Genomic DNA, 16,746 nt, shown 5'->3' with positions numbered 1-16,746 from the left:
TACCGCTACGTTGCCTGATAGCGGTGCAATCGATGCCGACGCTCGAACTCCTGGACCCGCTGACGGGCAAATTCGACAGTCTGAGCGGTCATGACACTATGGTTCTCATCCTTGAGCTCACCGCCAAGGTGACGAACCACTACCATGGCCGTTTCCACCATGGCTTCGAACGAGGACAAGGTGTCACTCGCACAAGGGAGTGGCATCAGCAGCGTCACACCGGGCGTTCGGAAATCATCCATCGACTGGATGGGGAACGTCCCCGGCTTCACCACGTTGACCATCGAGAATTGCAGTTCGCTGTTGGGATCTTCGGTTTCGAAACGGTGGAAGACTCCCATATCGCTGCTGTAACGCAGACCGCATGCCAGCAACAGGTCAAGCAAGGCGGCGCCGGAGAACCCCTCCTCCTCATGCGACATGACACTGATGACGATGACTTCTTCGGCATTCACCAATGTCTCACGCGCATGATCAGCATTCACGTCATTACGCAACACACGTTCGAAGGAAGGATGTGACGTCACTCCAGGCGAGCCTTCATCGCTACCGTCGCGTGCGTATTCCGCCGTGCTGGAGCGCTCGTCGTCATGAGCGCCGGCCGAATGATCGGAGGCCGAGGGCGCGCCACGCGGTACGAAGAGGGGATCATCGTAATCCTGGGCGTCGATGGCTTCGCGTTCCAGGCGCTCACGCTCTGCTGCTAGCCGAGCTTCTTTTTCCCGGGCGTCCTTCTCGGCCTGGGCCTGCTGGCGACGGCTATTCTTGCGTGCCTGTTCTTCAGCCTTGGCTTGCGCCTTGTCGAGCTTATGCTTCTTGCGATGTTCCCTGCGCTCCGACAGCCCCTTTTGCAGGGAGGTGCCGAAGCGTTGCACGGAAGCCCCGACCTTGGCGGACTTGGATTTCAGCGAATCGGTCACGCCTTCCACATCGACAAGACGATAACGCTCCGCATCATGGTAATCGCCATGATCTTCCGGATCCGCAGAGAGTGGCGCAGCAGCGGCATCTGCTTCATTGGCCTCATCGGCGGAAAAGGCAGCCAGAGTCGGCTCACGCCGGGCTTCGTCACCATCGCTAGCGGCGCTGTCATCATCGGCGCTGACGCCAGTATAAGCCGCCTCGCCCGTAGGTGACTCGGTTTCAGGGGAAGGCGGAAATGCGCTGCGGTCAGACCGGTCCTGCGCGACTCGTTCGTCGCCGACGGCTGCATGCGTCCCTGCCGTTTCATCACGAGCCGCCACCTCAGGCCGAGGTTGTTGCTCGGGAGCTGGCCTGGACGTCTGAGCGCGCGTTGTCTCTCGACTGGATTCCCTGGCAGGAGAGGACGTTTCCCGGGAGGGGGATGCCTCGGCAGCAGTCGATGACGGGTCGGATGACGCATCATTATATTGACGACGCCACTCCGACAGCACACGAGACGGACCAGGATGATCCTGTCGTTTTATCTTGGGTTTGGGTTTGACGTCGTGCTCCGCCGGCCTGATGACCCGAGCGCCGCCGTTAGGCAACTCCCAACTGACTTCCGCTTCGCGGGCAGCCTGTTCGGGATCCACCGGTTCCTTCCCCTCACTCCCGCCGGTCGACGCGCTGTCGGCCCGGTCCAAGCGGGGGACTCTACGCTGGCGCTGAAGGCGACGAACACCATCAATAACGATGATGGTCACCAGCGCCAGCCCCAGGATGATAAGCCACTCTCTTAGTTCCATGGGTCGTCTTGCCTGTTTGCTTAGGCGCCATGCCTGTACATTGTTCGTCAACAGCATAGCGCGAATTCCAAAAAAAGGGCCACTTTTTTTGAATGTCAAGTTCCATCAATTTCTGGTGGGGAACTTTTTGCGCCCAGAGCAATCGCCCTTCGGTAGTCCCTGAACTTCATCGGTCTTCTTTCCTTGTAAACCGGTTGGACGGGTCATTGCAAGCCTTTCATGCGTCAGCCAACTCTGTCGCTTCTTCAACGCCGACTGAGACAAGCCGAGATACCCCAGGTTCCTGCATGGTAACACCTAGCAATCGTTCTGCGGATTCCATCGCAATCTTATTGTGGGTGATATAAATGAACTGAACCGACTCGGACATGTCTTTAACCAGATTGGCGTAGCGACTCACATTGACATCATCAAGAGGGGCATCGACTTCATCGAGCAGACAAAACGGTGCCGGATTGAGATGAAATATAGCAAAAACCAGCGACAGTGCTGTCAAAGCCTTTTCGCCACCGGATAGCAAGTGAATGGATGTATTCTTCTTGCCGGGAGGGCATGCCATGATCGCAACCCCAGTCTCCAGCAAATCCTCGCCGGTCAGCGTCAACCATGCGGTTCCACCACCAAAGACCTTGGGAAAAAGTTCCCCCAGACCTGCATTGACCCGATCAAAGGTCTGCTTGAATCGAGTCCTCGTTTCCTGATCTATCTTGCGGATAGCCCGCTCCAATGTCTCCAATGCTTCACTTAATTCGGCATGTTGTCCATCGAGGTAATCGCGACGCTCGGCCTGCTGATCGTATTCTTCAATAGCCGCAAGGTTGATGGCGCCAAGACGACGGATCCTGTCAGTGACGCTCTCGAGATGACTCTGCCAGGCCGACTCGGTAGCGTCGGCATCCAGTGTGCGGGCCAGTTCCTCGGCATCGTGACCCAGCTCGGTAAGCTGCTCATCCTGAGTCTCGGCTTTCAGCATCAGTGCTTGAATCTGCATGCGCGTTTCCTGAAGCTGCTCACGCAAACGTGCCAGTTCCTGCTCGTGTTGCTGCCGAGCCTGTTCATCGTGTCGCAACTGCTCCGCCAGCCCGGCAGCCCGATCACGACATTCATTCAGCGCGCGCTCATCACGGTCACGTTGTTGAAGCAATGCCTCCAGACGCTCCTGGCTGTCTGCTTCTGGCTCCCGCAGTTGCTCGCGCTGAGCCTGCAATTCATCACGTTTCTCCAACAAGCGCGCTCGCGATTGTTCCGCGCGCTGGCGCTGCTGAACCAGGCCAGATCGTTCGGTAGTCAAGCGCTGATGCTCGAGGGCCAACTGTTGTGACTGTTCGGCCAACGGCCGTCGACGATCACGGAGTGCAGTCAAATGCTCCTGAGCCTGGCGACGCTCCTCATCGATGGAGCCACGTTGGCGTGTCGTGTCATCGAGCGTTGCCATTGCAACCTGCCACTGATTGCGCGCCTCCTCGAGTTCAGCGCGACGCGTCTCGCGCTGCTCAGCCAATCTCTCGAACTCCTCGTCGAGTTCGCGCGCACGCGCTTCCCTATGGTCGAGCCGTGTCGCCAGGTTGGATTCGCGCAGTTTGACCTGCTGGCGTTGCTGATCACGGTCGAGCGAATCCTGGTGGCAATGTTCCAGCTCCGTTTCACACTCACGCAGCCGTTCTCGCGCCTCGTCGAGACGCTGATCCTGATCGGTCAGCCGGGCATCGATCGTTGCCAGTTCCTCGGCCACTTCGTCACGGCGACGGCGGCTGGTCAGCAGGCTGTCACCGGCTTCCGCGGAACAACGACGTCGTACCCAGTCCCGCCCCAGCCACAAGCCGTCAGACGTGATCAGGCTTTCGCCGGCCTTCAGCGATGACCGCTGTTGCCAGGCGTCATCATGGGAGCGGGCACATATGATGCCGGCCAACAGTGAGCCAGCGGCACCGGCACCATGCACCTTCGCGGCCAGCCGACCGGCAGCGGCAGGCTCGCTGTCATCCCGAGCGGCCAACAACGGGAGTTCGCCACTGGTGAGTCCTTCCAGCGTATCCCGCCAGCGAGTGTCAGGTACCAACCGAGCACCGATCCAGGGAGAGAGCACCCAGGAAACGACCTCTTCCCAATCCGGGTCGACCTGGAGACATTCCCCCAGACGCGGTGCATCGTCGAGCCCCTTCTGTGCCAGGAATTCCTCGAGCGCCGCATCATGATCCGCCAGCCCGGCCTGAATCAACGCGTCCAATGATGCCAGTTCCCCTTGCAGCCGGCTTCTGACTTGACGTTCGGATTCGCGCACTTGCTCATCGTCCGAGATTTGCTGCTGAATCGCGCTACGCTGTCGTTGCAACTCGAGACGCCGGTTTTCGACACGCTCGAATGCAGCTTCGGCATTGTCTCGCTGCTCGTTCAGTTCACTACGCTGAGTCTGAAGCGCCTCGATATCGGGCAACTCGCCATGTTGTTGGCGACGACGCTGTTCTTCGGCGGCAAGCGCTTCTAGCGCTTGCTCCAAGTTGTGTACCCGATCCTGGGCCCGGTCCGCCTCGTAACCGGCTTGGCGGTGCGATTCGCTGAGGGCTTCCCAGCGCTCGGCGATCTCAGCATGACGGGACTCGGCCTCCTCGATCTCGCTTTCCAGATGAGCCAGGGATTCAGCGACCTCATCCCGCCGGGGGTCGATCTCGGCAAGTCGTTCGTCCAGCTCGACCAGCCGCTCGGCATCCGCCCCGCCGAGTTCATCGAGTTCAGCCAGTTCCCGCTGAGTGGCCTCAAGATCGCTAGCCAACTGCGACTCGCGTGAGCGCGCATGCGCCAGATCCTGCTCGAGTCTGGCGATGGCGGCCGTGGTCTCGTAGAAACGGGCCTGGTGTCCTTCGAGTTCTGCAGCGAGATTATCGTGATCGCCACGCGCCTGTTCAAGGCGTGTCTCACACTGCCGTTGGCCCAGCAATTCGCGCTCTATCGCCGTTTCCAATTCAGTGGCACGCCGTTCATCTTCCTGCTGCTCATGACGCAGAGCGCGGGCCCGCAACAGGGCCAGCTCCCCCTTCAAGCGGTGTTCCTGCTGCTGCAGCGACTGATAGCGTTTGGCCGCTTCGGCCTGGCGTTCGAGGCGCTCCAGCTGTTTATCCAGTTCCTCGCGAATGTCATCGAGCCGTGCCAGGTTTTCCTGCGTGCGGCGCATACGGTTTTCGGTCTCGCGGCGCCGCTCCTTGTACTTGGAAATGCCCGCGGCTTCCTCGAGGGTGGCGCGCAACTCCTCGGGGCGTGCTTCGATCAAGCGCGAAATCATGCCTTGACCAATGATTGAGTAGGAGCGCGGTCCCAGGCCAGTGCCCAAAAACAAGTCGGCGATATCGCGACGACGGCATTTCTGGCCATTGAAGAAATAGGTCGACTGACTATCGCGATTTACCTGGCGCTTGACGGCAATTTCAGCGTACTGGGCATACGGCCCGCCCATGCTTCCATCGCGATTGTCGAACAACAATTCGATGGATGACTGGCCGACCGGCTTGCGCGTCGTGGAACCGTTGAAGATGACATCCGTCATCGATTCGCCGCGCAGCGTCTTGGCCGAGGATTCCCCCATGACCCACCGTACGGCATCGATGATGTTGGATTTACCACACCCGTTGGGCCCGACGATGGCTGTCATGTTGCCGTCAAAGGGAACGGTTACCGGGTCGACGAATGACTTGAAACCTACCAGCTTGATCGATGTCAACCGCATCAGTCGAATACCCGATCGATGACGATATCCACCGTCTCGTCACGCCCTACAGGAACGGCCTCGTGCTCACCGAACAGATCGCCCTGCTGGGGAGTGGCCTGGCCACTGGAGGACACACGCACCATGAGTCTCGCTTCGCTGACATCGGAAAGTTGCGCCTGCTCGCTCATGGCATGGCCATCATCGAGCGTCAACGTCAGCGGCAACTCATCGGCTCGTGCACGCGCCACGGCCAGAGGCGGGCCTTCGCCTTCCGGGTCGCGGGCAATCACATATACGGTATCGCCCGTCTCGACCCGATCAGCCAGTGCCTCATCGAGACTGACGCGTATGCGAATGCCGGCAGTCCCGGCCATGCCGGCATCGACCCTGGGCTCCGATACGCCCAGCCGACGCTGGGCTTCAGCAATGCCTTCACGTAGCGATGCGGCGGCATCGGGATTGTCATGGCCCGCAATCGCCCGGCGCCAATGCTCGATGGCCTCCTCGTAACGCGCCTCATCGAAAGCCTGGATTCCCAGCATGCCGAGCACGCTCGGATTGCGTGGATCCGCTTGCAACACCTCATCCACCAAAGCTTGCGTCTCATCGCTCATGGTTCGATCAGCAGCGAAATACTGGGTCTGCGCCAGTTGCGCAAGCAGCGATGGATGGCGACCTTCCAACTCGATCAAGCGCTCCAACGCCTGGATCGCTTCCGACGCCTGGCCGGTTTCTCGATACAGAGGAACCAGCGAGGACCAGACGTTGGGATTGCCGGGCTGCGCAACAGCTTCTCGCTCGAGTGCCTCGATCATCATCGCGTTCGAGCCATCGGGGTGGTTGCTTACCTTCTGCTGAGTGGCATACAACGATAAGTCGCCTTCACTGCCTCGTTGCTGATACCACACCACGCTGGCTGCCACCATCAATAGCATGACGACAGGTACGGCGATACGTCCCGAGCCAGCATGCTTGAGAGGGCGGCGCGCCGTATCCTGGGTATCGTCGAGCAGATTGCGCTCAAGCTCGAGGCGATCCTCCTCGAAACGCACGGAGTCGACGTCTCCCCGGTCGCGTGCGGCTTGCAGTGACGCCAGGCGACGGCGATAAATTGACACATTCTGCTGTGTCGTGACGTCATTGGCTTCATAGGACTGTTGGGTATCGCGCACGCCGGATGCCAGACGCAATGGGCGAACCAGCAGCCACAGGGCCGGCAGCAACAGCAGCGCAAAGGCAAGCCAGAGTATCGTCATTCGGTCCTCTCGCTGTGAATCAACTCATCCAGCCGGGCACGCTCCTCTGCCGAGAGTGCCTGAGCGGATGCACGGCGCCTGACTCTCACGATCAGGGCAACGACGGTGGCACCCACGACAAGCAATGCAAAAGGCAGCCCCCAGAGCAACAGGGTTCGCCCTTCGAGGCGTGGGTTGTAGAGCACATAGTCGCCAAAACGATCCACCATGAAATCCTGAATCTCTCGATCCGAACGTCCTTCCTGAAGCAGGGTATACACCCGATCGCGCATATCCGCGGAAACCGGCGAGTTGGAATCATCGATTGCCTGATTCTCGCATTTGGGGCAACGCATCGACGCCGTCAACTCACGGTAGCGTTTTTCCACGACCGGATCATCGAAATCGCGCACGGCATCGGCATTGACCGCGCCAGCCAGAGCAACCAGGCACAGTACCATCAGGGTGCGGCCTATCGCTGCCATTTTTCCACCTCCGGCAAAATGGTGTCACGCACGTCTTCTGGCTTGATGTAGCCGGTATGGTGATAGCGGATCACGCCGTCAGCATCGACGATGAATGTCTCAGGTGCGCCGTAAACGCCAAGCTCGAAGCCCAGGTCGCCATTGGGATCGAAAATGTTGAGTTCGAAGGGGTTACCGAACTCATCGAGGAATTCACGCCCTTTATCGCGCGTATCCTTGTAATCGATGCCGATGAGGCGAATGCCACGATCGGCCAGATCAAGCAACTGCGGCATTTCCTGCTTGCAGGTCGGGCACCACTCGCCCCACACATTGACGACCGTGACCTCCCCTTCGAACAGCGATTCGTCGACACGACGATCCGGCTCCGCGAGCGTCGACAGTTCAAAGGGGGGAAATTCCTCGGACAATAGTGCCGAATCACGACCGAACGGGTCCATCGATAACCCCATGTACAGGAAGATCGCCAACCCGATGAATCCAGCCAACGGCAACAGCAATAGCAACCGACGCTTCATGCCGTCGCCTCCTGTGCCGACGAACTCGACTCACTGCCCGACTGGACGGTCGACCGGCGTCGGTAGCGACGGTCGACAACAGCCAGCAAGCCACCGGACGCCATGAGTATCGCACCCAGCCACAACCAACGCACCATGGGTTTGTACTGGAGACGCATCGCCCAGGCATCGCCATCGAGCTCCTCACCCATCGCCACGTACAGGTCACGCAGCGGGCCGGGGCGCAAAGCCACCTGGGTCAGCGGCATGCCACGCGCGAGATAGAGACGCTTTTCCGGTTCCATGACGAAGAGGTGCTCACCGTCATCGCCTTCGACCTTCATGATTGCGGTATCGGCCAGGAAGTTGGCGCCACGCCGACTCTCCAACCCAGTCATAGTGAAGGTGTAGCCTGCCACGTCGGCACTATCGCCAGGCGCCATACGCACGTTTTCCTCAACGCTGTAGTTGGATACCACCGTGACTCCGACGATCGTGACCGCCATGCCAAGATGGCCCAGCACCATGCCCCAATACGCCAGGGACTGACGCCGCACCCCCTGCCAGAGCGACGCTGCCTTGCGAACCTTGTCGGTCATGTCACGCACCAGCGGCAACACGACCCAGAGCGCTGCCACCAATCCCAGCGATACCCAGAGATTCCATTCACCGCCATAGACGAGCGGTGCCAAAGCGGCGATGGCCAGGGCGACCACACCGGCGAGCCATAAGCGGCGACGCAACTCACCACCGGCCATGCGCTTCCAGCGAGCAACCGGCCCGAGTCCCATGAAGATGCATAACAGTACCGTCAACGGTACGAACAGCGCATTGAAGTACGGAGGACCAACGCTGATCTTGCCCAGTCCGAAGGCATCAAGCAGCAAGGGGTACAGTGTTCCCAACAACACCGTGACAGTCATGATGACAAGCAGAATGTTGTTGACCAGCAGCAGCGAGTCCCGTGAGACCAGTCCAAATCCGACGACATGACTGACCCGAGGGGCGCGCAGTGCGAATACCAACAGGGACAGCCCCACCGTGATGCCCAACAGGACCAATATGAACAGACCGCGTGAGGGATCATTGGCGAACGAATGAACCGATGTCAGTACGCCAGAGCGCACCAGAAACGTGCCTAACAACGACAACGAGAAGGTGAAGATGGCCAGCAACACGGTCCAACTCTTGAAACTTCCCCGCTTCTCGGTCACTGCCAGCGAATGAATCAAGGCGGTGCCGGTCAACCAGGGCAACAGGGACGCGTTCTCGACAGGGTCCCAGAACCACCAGCCGCCCCAGCCGAGTTCATAGTAGGCCCACCAACTCCCCAGTGCGATGCCAACGGTCAAAAATGCCCAGGCTACGTTCGTCCAGGGGCGAACCCAACGCGTCCAGGCCGAGTCCAACCGACCACCGAGCAAGGCGGCAATCGCAAACGCGAAGACCACGGAAAACCCCACATATCCCATGTATAGCATGGGCGGATGGATGATCAGACCAAAATCCTGCAACAGGGGATTCAGGTCGGCACCATCAGCGGGAACCCTGGGGAGCGAACGTTCGAAGGGGTTCGAGGTCACCAGCACGAACAGCAGGAAACCGGCCGAGACCATCCCCATCACGCCGAGCACGCGGGCCACCATATCGCGCGGCAGCCCCGTCGAGCAGCGACTGACAGCGAACCCCCAACCGGCAAGGATCAGACTCCACAGAAGTACCGAGCCCTCATGATTCCCCCATACGGCGCTGAACTTATAATACCAAGGCAACATCGAGTTGGAATTGTTGGCGACATTGACCACGCTGAAATCGTCCAGCATGTAGCTGGCTGTCAAACACAAGTAGGCGAACAGAACGAAAATGAACTGCCCCATTGCCATCGGGGAAGCGTAAGCCATCCACAGAGGGCGTCGCGTGGCCGCACCGGCCAGTGGCATGACGGTCTGAATCACCGCCATCAATACCGCGACGATCAGAGCGAAGTGGCCAATTTCAGGAATCATCTTGATCGGCATGGCAGCTCCATTAATCGGCGCCCTTGACCTTTACCCCATAATCCTCGGGTGAATAGCCGGATTCCTCGAGCGCATCGGCCACTTCCTTGGGCATATAATTCTCGTCATGTTTGGCCATGACCTCGCTGGCCTGGAAATACCCGCCTTCCCTCATCTCGCCTACGACCACGACGCCCTGTCCCTCCCGGAACAAGTCGGGAAGGATACCGCTGTAGCGCACTTCCAGATCGTCCACATAGTCGGTGACAGTGAACACGACATCCAGATTCTCGGAATTACGCGACACACTGTCTTCCTTGACCATACCGCCGGCTCGAATCTGGCGCTCCATCGGGGCTTCTCCGTCGGCAATCTGCATCGGGCTGAAAAACAGGTTGACGTTGCTGCGCAGCGCATAAAGCGTCAACCCGACGGCAATCGCCGCCAGGGAAAGCAAGCCCATGATAATGAAAAGTTTCTGCTTGCGCTTAGGATGCATCGACGCCTTCCTTCGACGAGACATGAGTCTGGCGGCGTTCCCGACGCTTCAGATCGCGCATCAACAGGCGTCGTTCGGCCCGCGCATGGATCACTGCACCCACCAACAACGCCAGGGTCACTCCCCAAGCAGGCCAAACATAAGCGGCATACCCCCCCATGGCCAGGAAGGAAGACACAGAATCGAACGCCATCACTGCCCCCTCACCAAGTCACGCACCCAGCGTTTGCTCGACTCCCGGCGCAGTATTTCATTGCGCGTGCGCATCAGCGTCAAGGCGATGCAAAAGCAATAGAAGCCGACCACCATCAATAGCAAGGGGAGCCACATTTCCGCCGGCATTGCTGGGCGCTCGGTGATACTGAACGTGGCCGGCTGATGAAGGGTATTCCACCACTCGACAGAATACTTGATGATAGGGATATTGATCACGCCAACGATGGCCAGCACGGAAGCGGCTCGCGAGCCGCTGTCTCGGTGCGCATATGCCCCGCGCAGCGCAATGATGCCAATGTAGAGGAATAACAGGATCAGCATCGAGGTAAGACGCGCATCCCATACCCACCAGGTCCCCCATGTCGGCACTCCCCATACAGCACCGGAAAACAGAGCCACGAATGTCATTCCCGCACCGAACGGTGCCATGACCGATGCAGCCATGTCGGCGACTTTGATTTTCCAGACCAGGAAAACGACGGCGGCAACGGCAAGGCCAACGAAAATCGATTGTGCCAGGAATGCCGCCGGCACATGAACGTAGATGATGCGGAAGCTATCGCCCTGCTGGTAATCCGCCGGCGCATACAGCAACCCCCAAAGGCCACCGATCAGCATCAGCAACGCGGCGGCAGCCCAGACCCAGGGTTGCAGTCTCGCACTCAAGGTATAGAAGCCCTTGGGAGACCCGAGTTGGTGAATAATGCGCCACATGCCTTAGCTAGTCCTCAATCGGTCGTTGTCATTAATTATGCTCGTTATCCATTGAGACTGATGCGAAGCGACGCTGCAATGGCCCAGGGTGCCAGCATGAGCGCGGCCGCAAGCATCGCGCCTAACATTGCCAGATGCGGCGCTACACCGCTGCCGGCGATCGCCGCCTGAATGGCGCCAGTACCAAATATGAGTACCGGGATATACAACGGTAACACCAGCAATGACAATAACACGCCCCCCCGCGACACGCCGACGGTAAGCGCTGCCCCGATGGCGCCCACCAGGCTCAGGCTGGCGCTCCCCAGTGCCAGCGAGAGACTGAGTACGCCATAGCTACCCGCCGGCAATGACAGCAGAACACCCAAAAGGGGCGCCATCAACGCCAGCGGCAAACCCGTCAATAGCCAGTGAGCCGCCACCTTGGGCAACACCAGCATCGCCAATGGCTGATGCGACAGCATCATCTGTTCAAGGCTGCCATCATCGAAATCCACCCGAAACAACGAATCCAGCGAAAGCAGTGTCGCCAGCAACGCCGCTACCCATAACAATCCCGGCGCGATCGTCGACAACAGCTTGCTCTCGGGGGCGACCCCCAACGGGAACAGCGTTATGACCAGGGCAAAAAACACCAGCGGGTTCATGACTTCGCTGCGACGACGCAATTTCAACGTCATATCCCGACGTAGGGTAGCCACCACTGCGACTCCAAGACCGCCACGGGGTTCCCGTAACGTGAGGGGACCGACATGACTCATTGCCACCTCATCTCGCCCAGCCGAATGGAACGTACCTGACCAAGGGAAGGCATTTCGTGATGCGTCGTCATCAGCACGCTGCCCCCCTGACTCACATGACTGACAAGTCGATGTTCCAGAGCGGCCACACCCTCCTTGTCGATTGCGGTGAACGGTTCGTCGAGGATCCACAGTGGGCGTGGCGTCAGTTCCAGGCGCGCCAGTGCGACACGACGCTGTTGACCGGCTGAGAGCTGAGCTACCAGGACGTCCTCGAAACCTGCAAGCCCGACCGACGCCAGCGCTGCCATACGACCGGCAGTGTCCCCGATATCACCACTCAATGCCTGATACCAGGCCAGGTTTTCCAACGCAGTCAATCCCGCATTGACGCCTGACGTATGCCCCAGATAAAGCAGATTAGCAAGGAAGGTACCGCGCACCGATCTCAAGTCCTGGCCACACCACGAGAGAGAGCCCCGATAATCGTCCAGTTGACCGGAAAGAATTTTAAGCAGGGTGGTCTTCCCACTACCATTGGGACCTTCGATGCGCACCAGATCACCACTTCCCACCTCAATGTCGAGGTCACGGAAAAGGCAACGATCGTCGCGCTCACAGGTCAACTCCTGTGCTTGCAGGCGAAAGCTCACCAGTGTCTCCCAGCATCGGTAATCCGCTCGGCACTCTACATGGAAAGCCCTTTCCCCGCCAGCATTGGCGCTGCGTCAGCCAATGACTTTAGTGTAAGATCAGGCAACGGTCCATCGACGTACAAGATCCATGCCGGCCGATCCACTTGCCAGATCGTCAAAGGTTGCTAAGCTTCAAAATAACTGTAAATATAAACAGGTCATCATGCGCCCTGCATGACAGGCCTGCACCGCGTCCAGGGAGTAATGATCATGCTGCAAACGACTCCGCACTACCTGTACCGACAGCCTAACCTGCCCATGAGCGATGCTTGGGAAGAGATCAAGGATGAGGATCTGATCGATATACCCTTGCTGGGTCGCGTAGCGGCCGGTCTACCTATCGAGGCCTGCCCCGATGAATCCTATGTCCAGATACCATCGCGCATGGTCAAACGCAACACTTACGCCCTTCGGGTCTGCGGAAACTCCATGATCGACTGCAACATCTTCGACGGTGACGTCATCATCATCGAGCGACAAGAAAGCGCCGAAAACGGCGAGACCGCCGTCGTGATGATCAACGATCAGGAAGTCACTCTCAAAAAGTTCTATATCGAGAAATCCGGTGTGAGATTACAGCCCGCCAACCATGACATGGATCCCATTTATCTGAAGAACGACGACATTCAAGTGCTCGGACTGGTCATGGGTGTGATGCGCCAACCCGCGACGGCTGCCTGATGCGTTACTCGATCCCCGACCTGGAGCCAGGCCAACGGCACGATAGCGAACTGAACGTCGAAAAAAGCCGGTTCATCGCCTGGGTTGCCTATACGTCTTGCATCGAGGATGTCGACATCCTGCTGCATCAGGCCAGGCAAGCCTACCCTGATGCCAGCCACCACTGCCATGCCTTCATCGCCGGAGCGCCTGGCGAACAGAATGCCATCGGCTTTTCCGATGACGGTGAGCCCGGTGGCACCGCCGGCCGGCCGATGTACCGCGTGCTGGAAGGTGCTGATCTGGGCCAGATCGGTTGTGTTGTCACTCGCTATTTCGGCGGCACCAAACTCGGTACCGGGGGGCTGGCGCGAGCTTATGCCCAGGCGGTAAACCAGGCTCTTGCCAGTCTGCCCCGCCGGGACCACATCGAACGACGACAACGTCGCTTGCAAGTCGATTTCGCCAGTGAAGCAGAGACCAGGGCCTGGTTAGCCGATCACGCCATTCCTATCGAACGGGCCGATTACGACAGCGCCGGGGTCACCCTGTCCGTAGGTTGGCCAGAGGACGATGGTCCTTCGTCAACTGAGCTTCATGCTCGACTCAAGGGACGCCTATTCCTACCGGACTGACCGCTTTATTCCCCACGATCGCTCGCTACCACGTCGCTTGACCCTGCACTGCACCACCCCTATATTGGCTTGCACGAATAATCGATTTTTTTACTATATAACGATGAAAAGCAAAAAATCAGTCAAACTATACCAAATCGATCAGAACCGCTCGCCCAAGCCACGCACTCGCGACTAAGGATAGTTCGAGATGATACTGTCAACACAACCTGCCCTGTTCTGGTCATTCCTGCGTATTGGCCTACTGGGATTCGGCGGCGGTCCGGCCATGATCCCCCTGATTCGCGAGGAAGTCGTGAGCCGCCATGCGTGGGTCGATGACGACAGGTTTGCCGATATTCTCGCCATCGGCAATACGTTGCCGGGCCCCATTGCCACCAAGATTCCCGGTTACATCGGCTACCGCATTGGTGGTGTCATTGGCTGCATCAATGCCGTACTGGCCGTCATTCTCCCGATGATCGTGGCCATGATCCTGCTGCTGGGACTATTCAGTCGCTACCGAGACGTCGACTGGATCCGTGGCATGGGCCAAGGTGTGGTGCCTGTCGTCATGATCATGATGGGGCAGTTGACATGGGACTTCTGGCGCAAGTCGCGTCTGACATTGGGGCCGTGGATCACGCTAGCCATGATGGCCGCTTCCGGCACTATCATCTACTGGCTCGGCGTTCACCCCGGGCTGGTCGTCGGTGCGCTTCTGGCCGCTGCCCTGCTGCGTCCCTCTGCATCGAGCAAGGGGGAAACGTCATGATCTACTGGCACCTGTTCCTGGCGTTTTTCATCCCCAACATCATCGGCTATGGCGGAGGTCCGGCGATCATTCCGTTGATCGAGGCGGAAGTCGTTGGCCGCTACGGTTGGATGAGCGGTCAGGAATTCGCGGAGACCCTGGCACTCGGCAACTCGCTACCCAGCCCGATCGCCACCAAGATGGCAGGCCAGGTAGGATTCGATGTTGCCGGGATCGGCGGCGCCCTGATCGCTGTTTTCGCCACGGTAGTGCCTTCGCTCTTGTTGATGCTGGGAGCCCTGGGACTGCTCTATCGCCACCGGGATTCTCCGCGCGTCAAGCGCATGAGCCAATGGGTACGCCCGGTAATCGCCATGATGATGGCATGGCTGACCTGGAGCTTTTTCACGGATGGTCTCAATGGAGCCGGTGCTGTACATACCGTATTGATCGGTCTGGCGGCAGCCATTGCTCTGCTGCGTTTCAAGATACATCCAGCCTTTGTCGTTGCCGGCGCTCTCGTTTATGGCGGTATATTCCTCGGTTGACGCAAGCCGCGCCCCTGAATCGACGTGCCAGGCGCATCTCGCCAGCCGCATCACTTGAGGAGATTCCTGATGCCATTCGATGCACATTATTATCCCAGCCCTTCCCGGCGCATGATGACCTATGGCCAACGCGGGATGGTGGCTACGTCGCAAACGCTGGCCGCCCAGATCGGCCGGGACATACTCACACAAGGGGGTAATGCCGTCGATGCCGCCATTGCCACTGCGGCAGCCCTGACCGTGGTTGAGCCAACCTCCAACGGTATTGGCAGCGATGCCTTCGCCATCGTGTGGATGGATGGCACACTCCACGGTTTGAACGCCAGTGGCCCTGCTCCCAACAGCATCAGCCGCCAAGCGGTGCATGCACAGGGCCTCGACAGCATGCCGGTTCATGGGTTGACGCCGGTTACGGTACCCGGTGCGCCCGCAGCGTGGGCAGCGCTATCCCACCGATTCGGCAAGCTGCCATTTGTCGATTTGCTGGCGCCTGCCATCGATATTGCCGAGCAAGGTTTCCCGGTCTCGCCCGTGGTTCAACAGCTATGGGCAGAAGCATTCGACGAGTACGGCGCCTATGAGGATGCTGTCTTCGCTCCCTGGTTCGACACCTTTGCTCCCAACGGCCGTGCGCCGACCCCCGGCGAGCTATGGAAGGCACCGGATCATGCCCGTACGCTGAAGGCTATCGCCGACAGTAACGCGCGAGACTTCTACGAAGGGGACCTGGCGACGCGCATGGATGACTTCTCCCGCAAACATGGCGGCTTCCTGCGCAAAGAGGATCTAGCCGCCTTTCATCCCGAATGGGTGGACCCCATCGCCACGCACTTCCGTGGCTGCGATATTTGGGAAATTCCACCCAACGGTTGCGGCATGATCGCTCTGCAGGCACTCGGCATGCTGGAATGCTTGGGGCAGCCGGGGCGCGACACAGTCGAGACATTACATCAACGCATAGAGGCCACCAAGCTCGCCTATGTAGACGGTCTACGCTATATCACCGAATGTGACTCCATGGGCCCCAGCAGCGAGCAAATGCTGTCGTCTGAGTATCTCGCTCGACGTGCCGAGCTGATTGGCGACCGTGCGCGGACCCCTGAACCCGGCAGTCCGGCTACCGGAGGTACTGTCTACCTGGCTACCGCGGATGAGGACGGAAACATGGTGTCCTTCATCCAGAGCAACTTCAAAGGCTTCGGCTCGGGAGTGGTCGTTCCCGGCACGGGCATTAGCTTACAGAACCGTGGCTGGTCCTTCTCTCTGGATGCCGATCATGCCAACTGCCTGGAACCAGGCAAGCGGACCTATCACACGATCATTCCCGGCTTCATCACCCGTAACGACGAGGCAATCGGCCCTTTCGGCGTGATGGGGGGATTCATGCAACCTCAGGGACATGTGCAAGTCGTCAGCGCCATGCTTGATGATGGCCTGAATCCACAAGCAGCATTGGACCTGCCCCGCTGGAAATGGACCGAGGGCACGACCGTGGAAGTCGAGCCGCATTTCCCCGATCACGTTGCCCAAGCGTTGCAACGGCGAGGTCACCATATCGTCAAGCGCGTTGATGGCTTGAGTTTCGGCCGCGGCCAGATCATCAGACGCGATCCGGCCACCGGGGTTCTGTCGGCTGGCACGGAGCCACGCACCGACGGTGCCGCGGTGCCGTGGTGATCGCCA

The 16,746-nt window shown here is 59.1% G+C and carries 16 protein-coding genes; 5 read left to right on the top strand and 11 right to left on the bottom strand.

Going from position 1 to position 16,746, the window contains the following annotated elements; all coding sequences use genetic code 11:
* Positions 1-5: 5 nt before the first annotated feature.
* The 11 genes from zipA to ccmA form a co-directional block, all read right to left on the bottom strand.
* Positions 6-1,709 carry a cell division protein ZipA gene (zipA, locus tag FVV99_RS07040; RefSeq protein WP_148253359.1) on the bottom strand — a complete coding sequence of 568 codons (1,704 nt, stop codon included), beginning with the start codon at positions 1,707-1,709 and terminating at the stop codon, positions 6-8.
* 217 nt (positions 1,710-1,926) lie between these two features.
* Positions 1,927-5,427, bottom strand: a complete 3,501-nt coding sequence (smc, locus tag FVV99_RS07035; RefSeq protein WP_148253358.1) for a chromosome segregation protein SMC — start codon at positions 5,425-5,427, stop codon at positions 1,927-1,929.
* Positions 5,427-6,665: a c-type cytochrome biogenesis protein CcmI gene (ccmI, locus tag FVV99_RS07030; protein ID WP_148253357.1), complete on the bottom strand. Its 1,239-nt coding sequence runs from the start codon at positions 6,663-6,665 to the stop codon at positions 5,427-5,429. Before ccmI ends, smc begins: the two co-directional genes overlap by 1 nt.
* Positions 6,662-7,129 (bottom strand): cytochrome c-type biogenesis protein, encoded by a 468-nt coding sequence (locus FVV99_RS07025; protein WP_148253356.1) that lies wholly within the window; start codon positions 7,127-7,129, stop codon positions 6,662-6,664. The genes ccmI and FVV99_RS07025 overlap by 4 nt, the downstream gene beginning before the upstream one ends.
* Positions 7,117-7,647 carry a DsbE family thiol:disulfide interchange protein gene (locus tag FVV99_RS07020; protein ID WP_148253355.1) on the bottom strand — a complete coding sequence of 177 codons (531 nt, stop codon included), beginning with the start codon at positions 7,645-7,647 and terminating at the stop codon, positions 7,117-7,119. The genes FVV99_RS07025 and FVV99_RS07020 overlap by 13 nt, the downstream gene beginning before the upstream one ends.
* A complete protein-coding gene (locus FVV99_RS07015; RefSeq protein WP_148253354.1) occupies positions 7,644-9,644 on the bottom strand; it encodes a heme lyase CcmF/NrfE family subunit in 2,001 nt (666 codons plus the stop codon). Before FVV99_RS07015 ends, FVV99_RS07020 begins: the two co-directional genes overlap by 4 nt.
* A gap of 10 nt (positions 9,645-9,654) precedes the next feature.
* A complete protein-coding gene (ccmE, locus tag FVV99_RS07010) occupies positions 9,655-10,122 on the bottom strand; it encodes a cytochrome c maturation protein CcmE (RefSeq protein ID WP_148253353.1) in 468 nt (155 codons plus the stop codon).
* The gene (gene ccmD / locus FVV99_RS07005; protein ID WP_148253352.1) at positions 10,112-10,315 is read right to left on the bottom strand and encodes a heme exporter protein CcmD; all 204 of its coding nucleotides are present in this window, start codon (positions 10,313-10,315) and stop codon (positions 10,112-10,114) included. The genes ccmE and ccmD overlap by 11 nt, the downstream gene beginning before the upstream one ends.
* On the bottom strand, positions 10,315-11,052 hold the full coding sequence (locus FVV99_RS07000) for a heme ABC transporter permease (RefSeq protein WP_148253351.1): 738 nt from the start codon (positions 11,050-11,052) through the stop codon (positions 10,315-10,317). Before FVV99_RS07000 ends, ccmD begins: the two co-directional genes overlap by 1 nt.
* A gap of 44 nt (positions 11,053-11,096) precedes the next feature.
* A complete protein-coding gene (gene ccmB / locus FVV99_RS06995; RefSeq protein WP_148253350.1) occupies positions 11,097-11,813 on the bottom strand; it encodes a heme exporter protein CcmB in 717 nt (238 codons plus the stop codon).
* Positions 11,810-12,445, bottom strand: coding sequence for a cytochrome c biogenesis heme-transporting ATPase CcmA (gene ccmA / locus FVV99_RS06990; protein ID WP_148253349.1), 636 nt, complete (start codon positions 12,443-12,445; stop codon positions 11,810-11,812). The genes ccmB and ccmA overlap by 4 nt, the downstream gene beginning before the upstream one ends.
* 252 nt (positions 12,446-12,697) lie before the next feature.
* Between ccmA and lexA the strand changes: the two genes are divergently transcribed.
* The 5 genes from lexA (at position 12,698) to FVV99_RS06965 (ending at position 16,740) form a co-directional block, all read left to right on the top strand.
* A complete protein-coding gene (gene lexA / locus FVV99_RS06985; protein ID WP_148253348.1) occupies positions 12,698-13,168 on the top strand; it encodes a transcriptional repressor LexA in 471 nt (156 codons plus the stop codon).
* Positions 13,168-13,782, top strand: coding sequence for an IMPACT family protein (locus FVV99_RS06980; protein ID WP_148253347.1), 615 nt, complete (start codon positions 13,168-13,170; stop codon positions 13,780-13,782). Before lexA ends, FVV99_RS06980 begins: the two co-directional genes overlap by 1 nt.
* 190 nt (positions 13,783-13,972) lie before the next feature.
* Positions 13,973-14,536 carry a chromate transporter gene (locus FVV99_RS06975; protein WP_148253346.1) on the top strand — a complete coding sequence of 188 codons (564 nt, stop codon included), beginning with the start codon at positions 13,973-13,975 and terminating at the stop codon, positions 14,534-14,536.
* On the top strand, positions 14,533-15,063 hold the full coding sequence (locus FVV99_RS06970) for a chromate transporter (protein ID WP_148253345.1): 531 nt from the start codon (positions 14,533-14,535) through the stop codon (positions 15,061-15,063). Before FVV99_RS06975 ends, FVV99_RS06970 begins: the two co-directional genes overlap by 4 nt.
* Positions 15,064-15,132: 69 nt before the next feature.
* Positions 15,133-16,740, top strand: a complete 1,608-nt coding sequence (locus FVV99_RS06965; protein ID WP_148253344.1) for a gamma-glutamyltransferase family protein — start codon at positions 15,133-15,135, stop codon at positions 16,738-16,740.
* The last annotated feature ends 6 nt before the right edge of the window (positions 16,741-16,746 follow it).

Source organism: Aidingimonas lacisalsi (assembly GCF_008079445.1).
Taxonomy (GTDB): domain Bacteria; phylum Pseudomonadota; class Gammaproteobacteria; order Pseudomonadales; family Halomonadaceae; genus Aidingimonas; species Aidingimonas lacisalsi.
The sequence above is the reverse complement of the archived record's forward strand: the minus strand, read 5'-3'. Positions and strand labels throughout refer to the sequence as shown.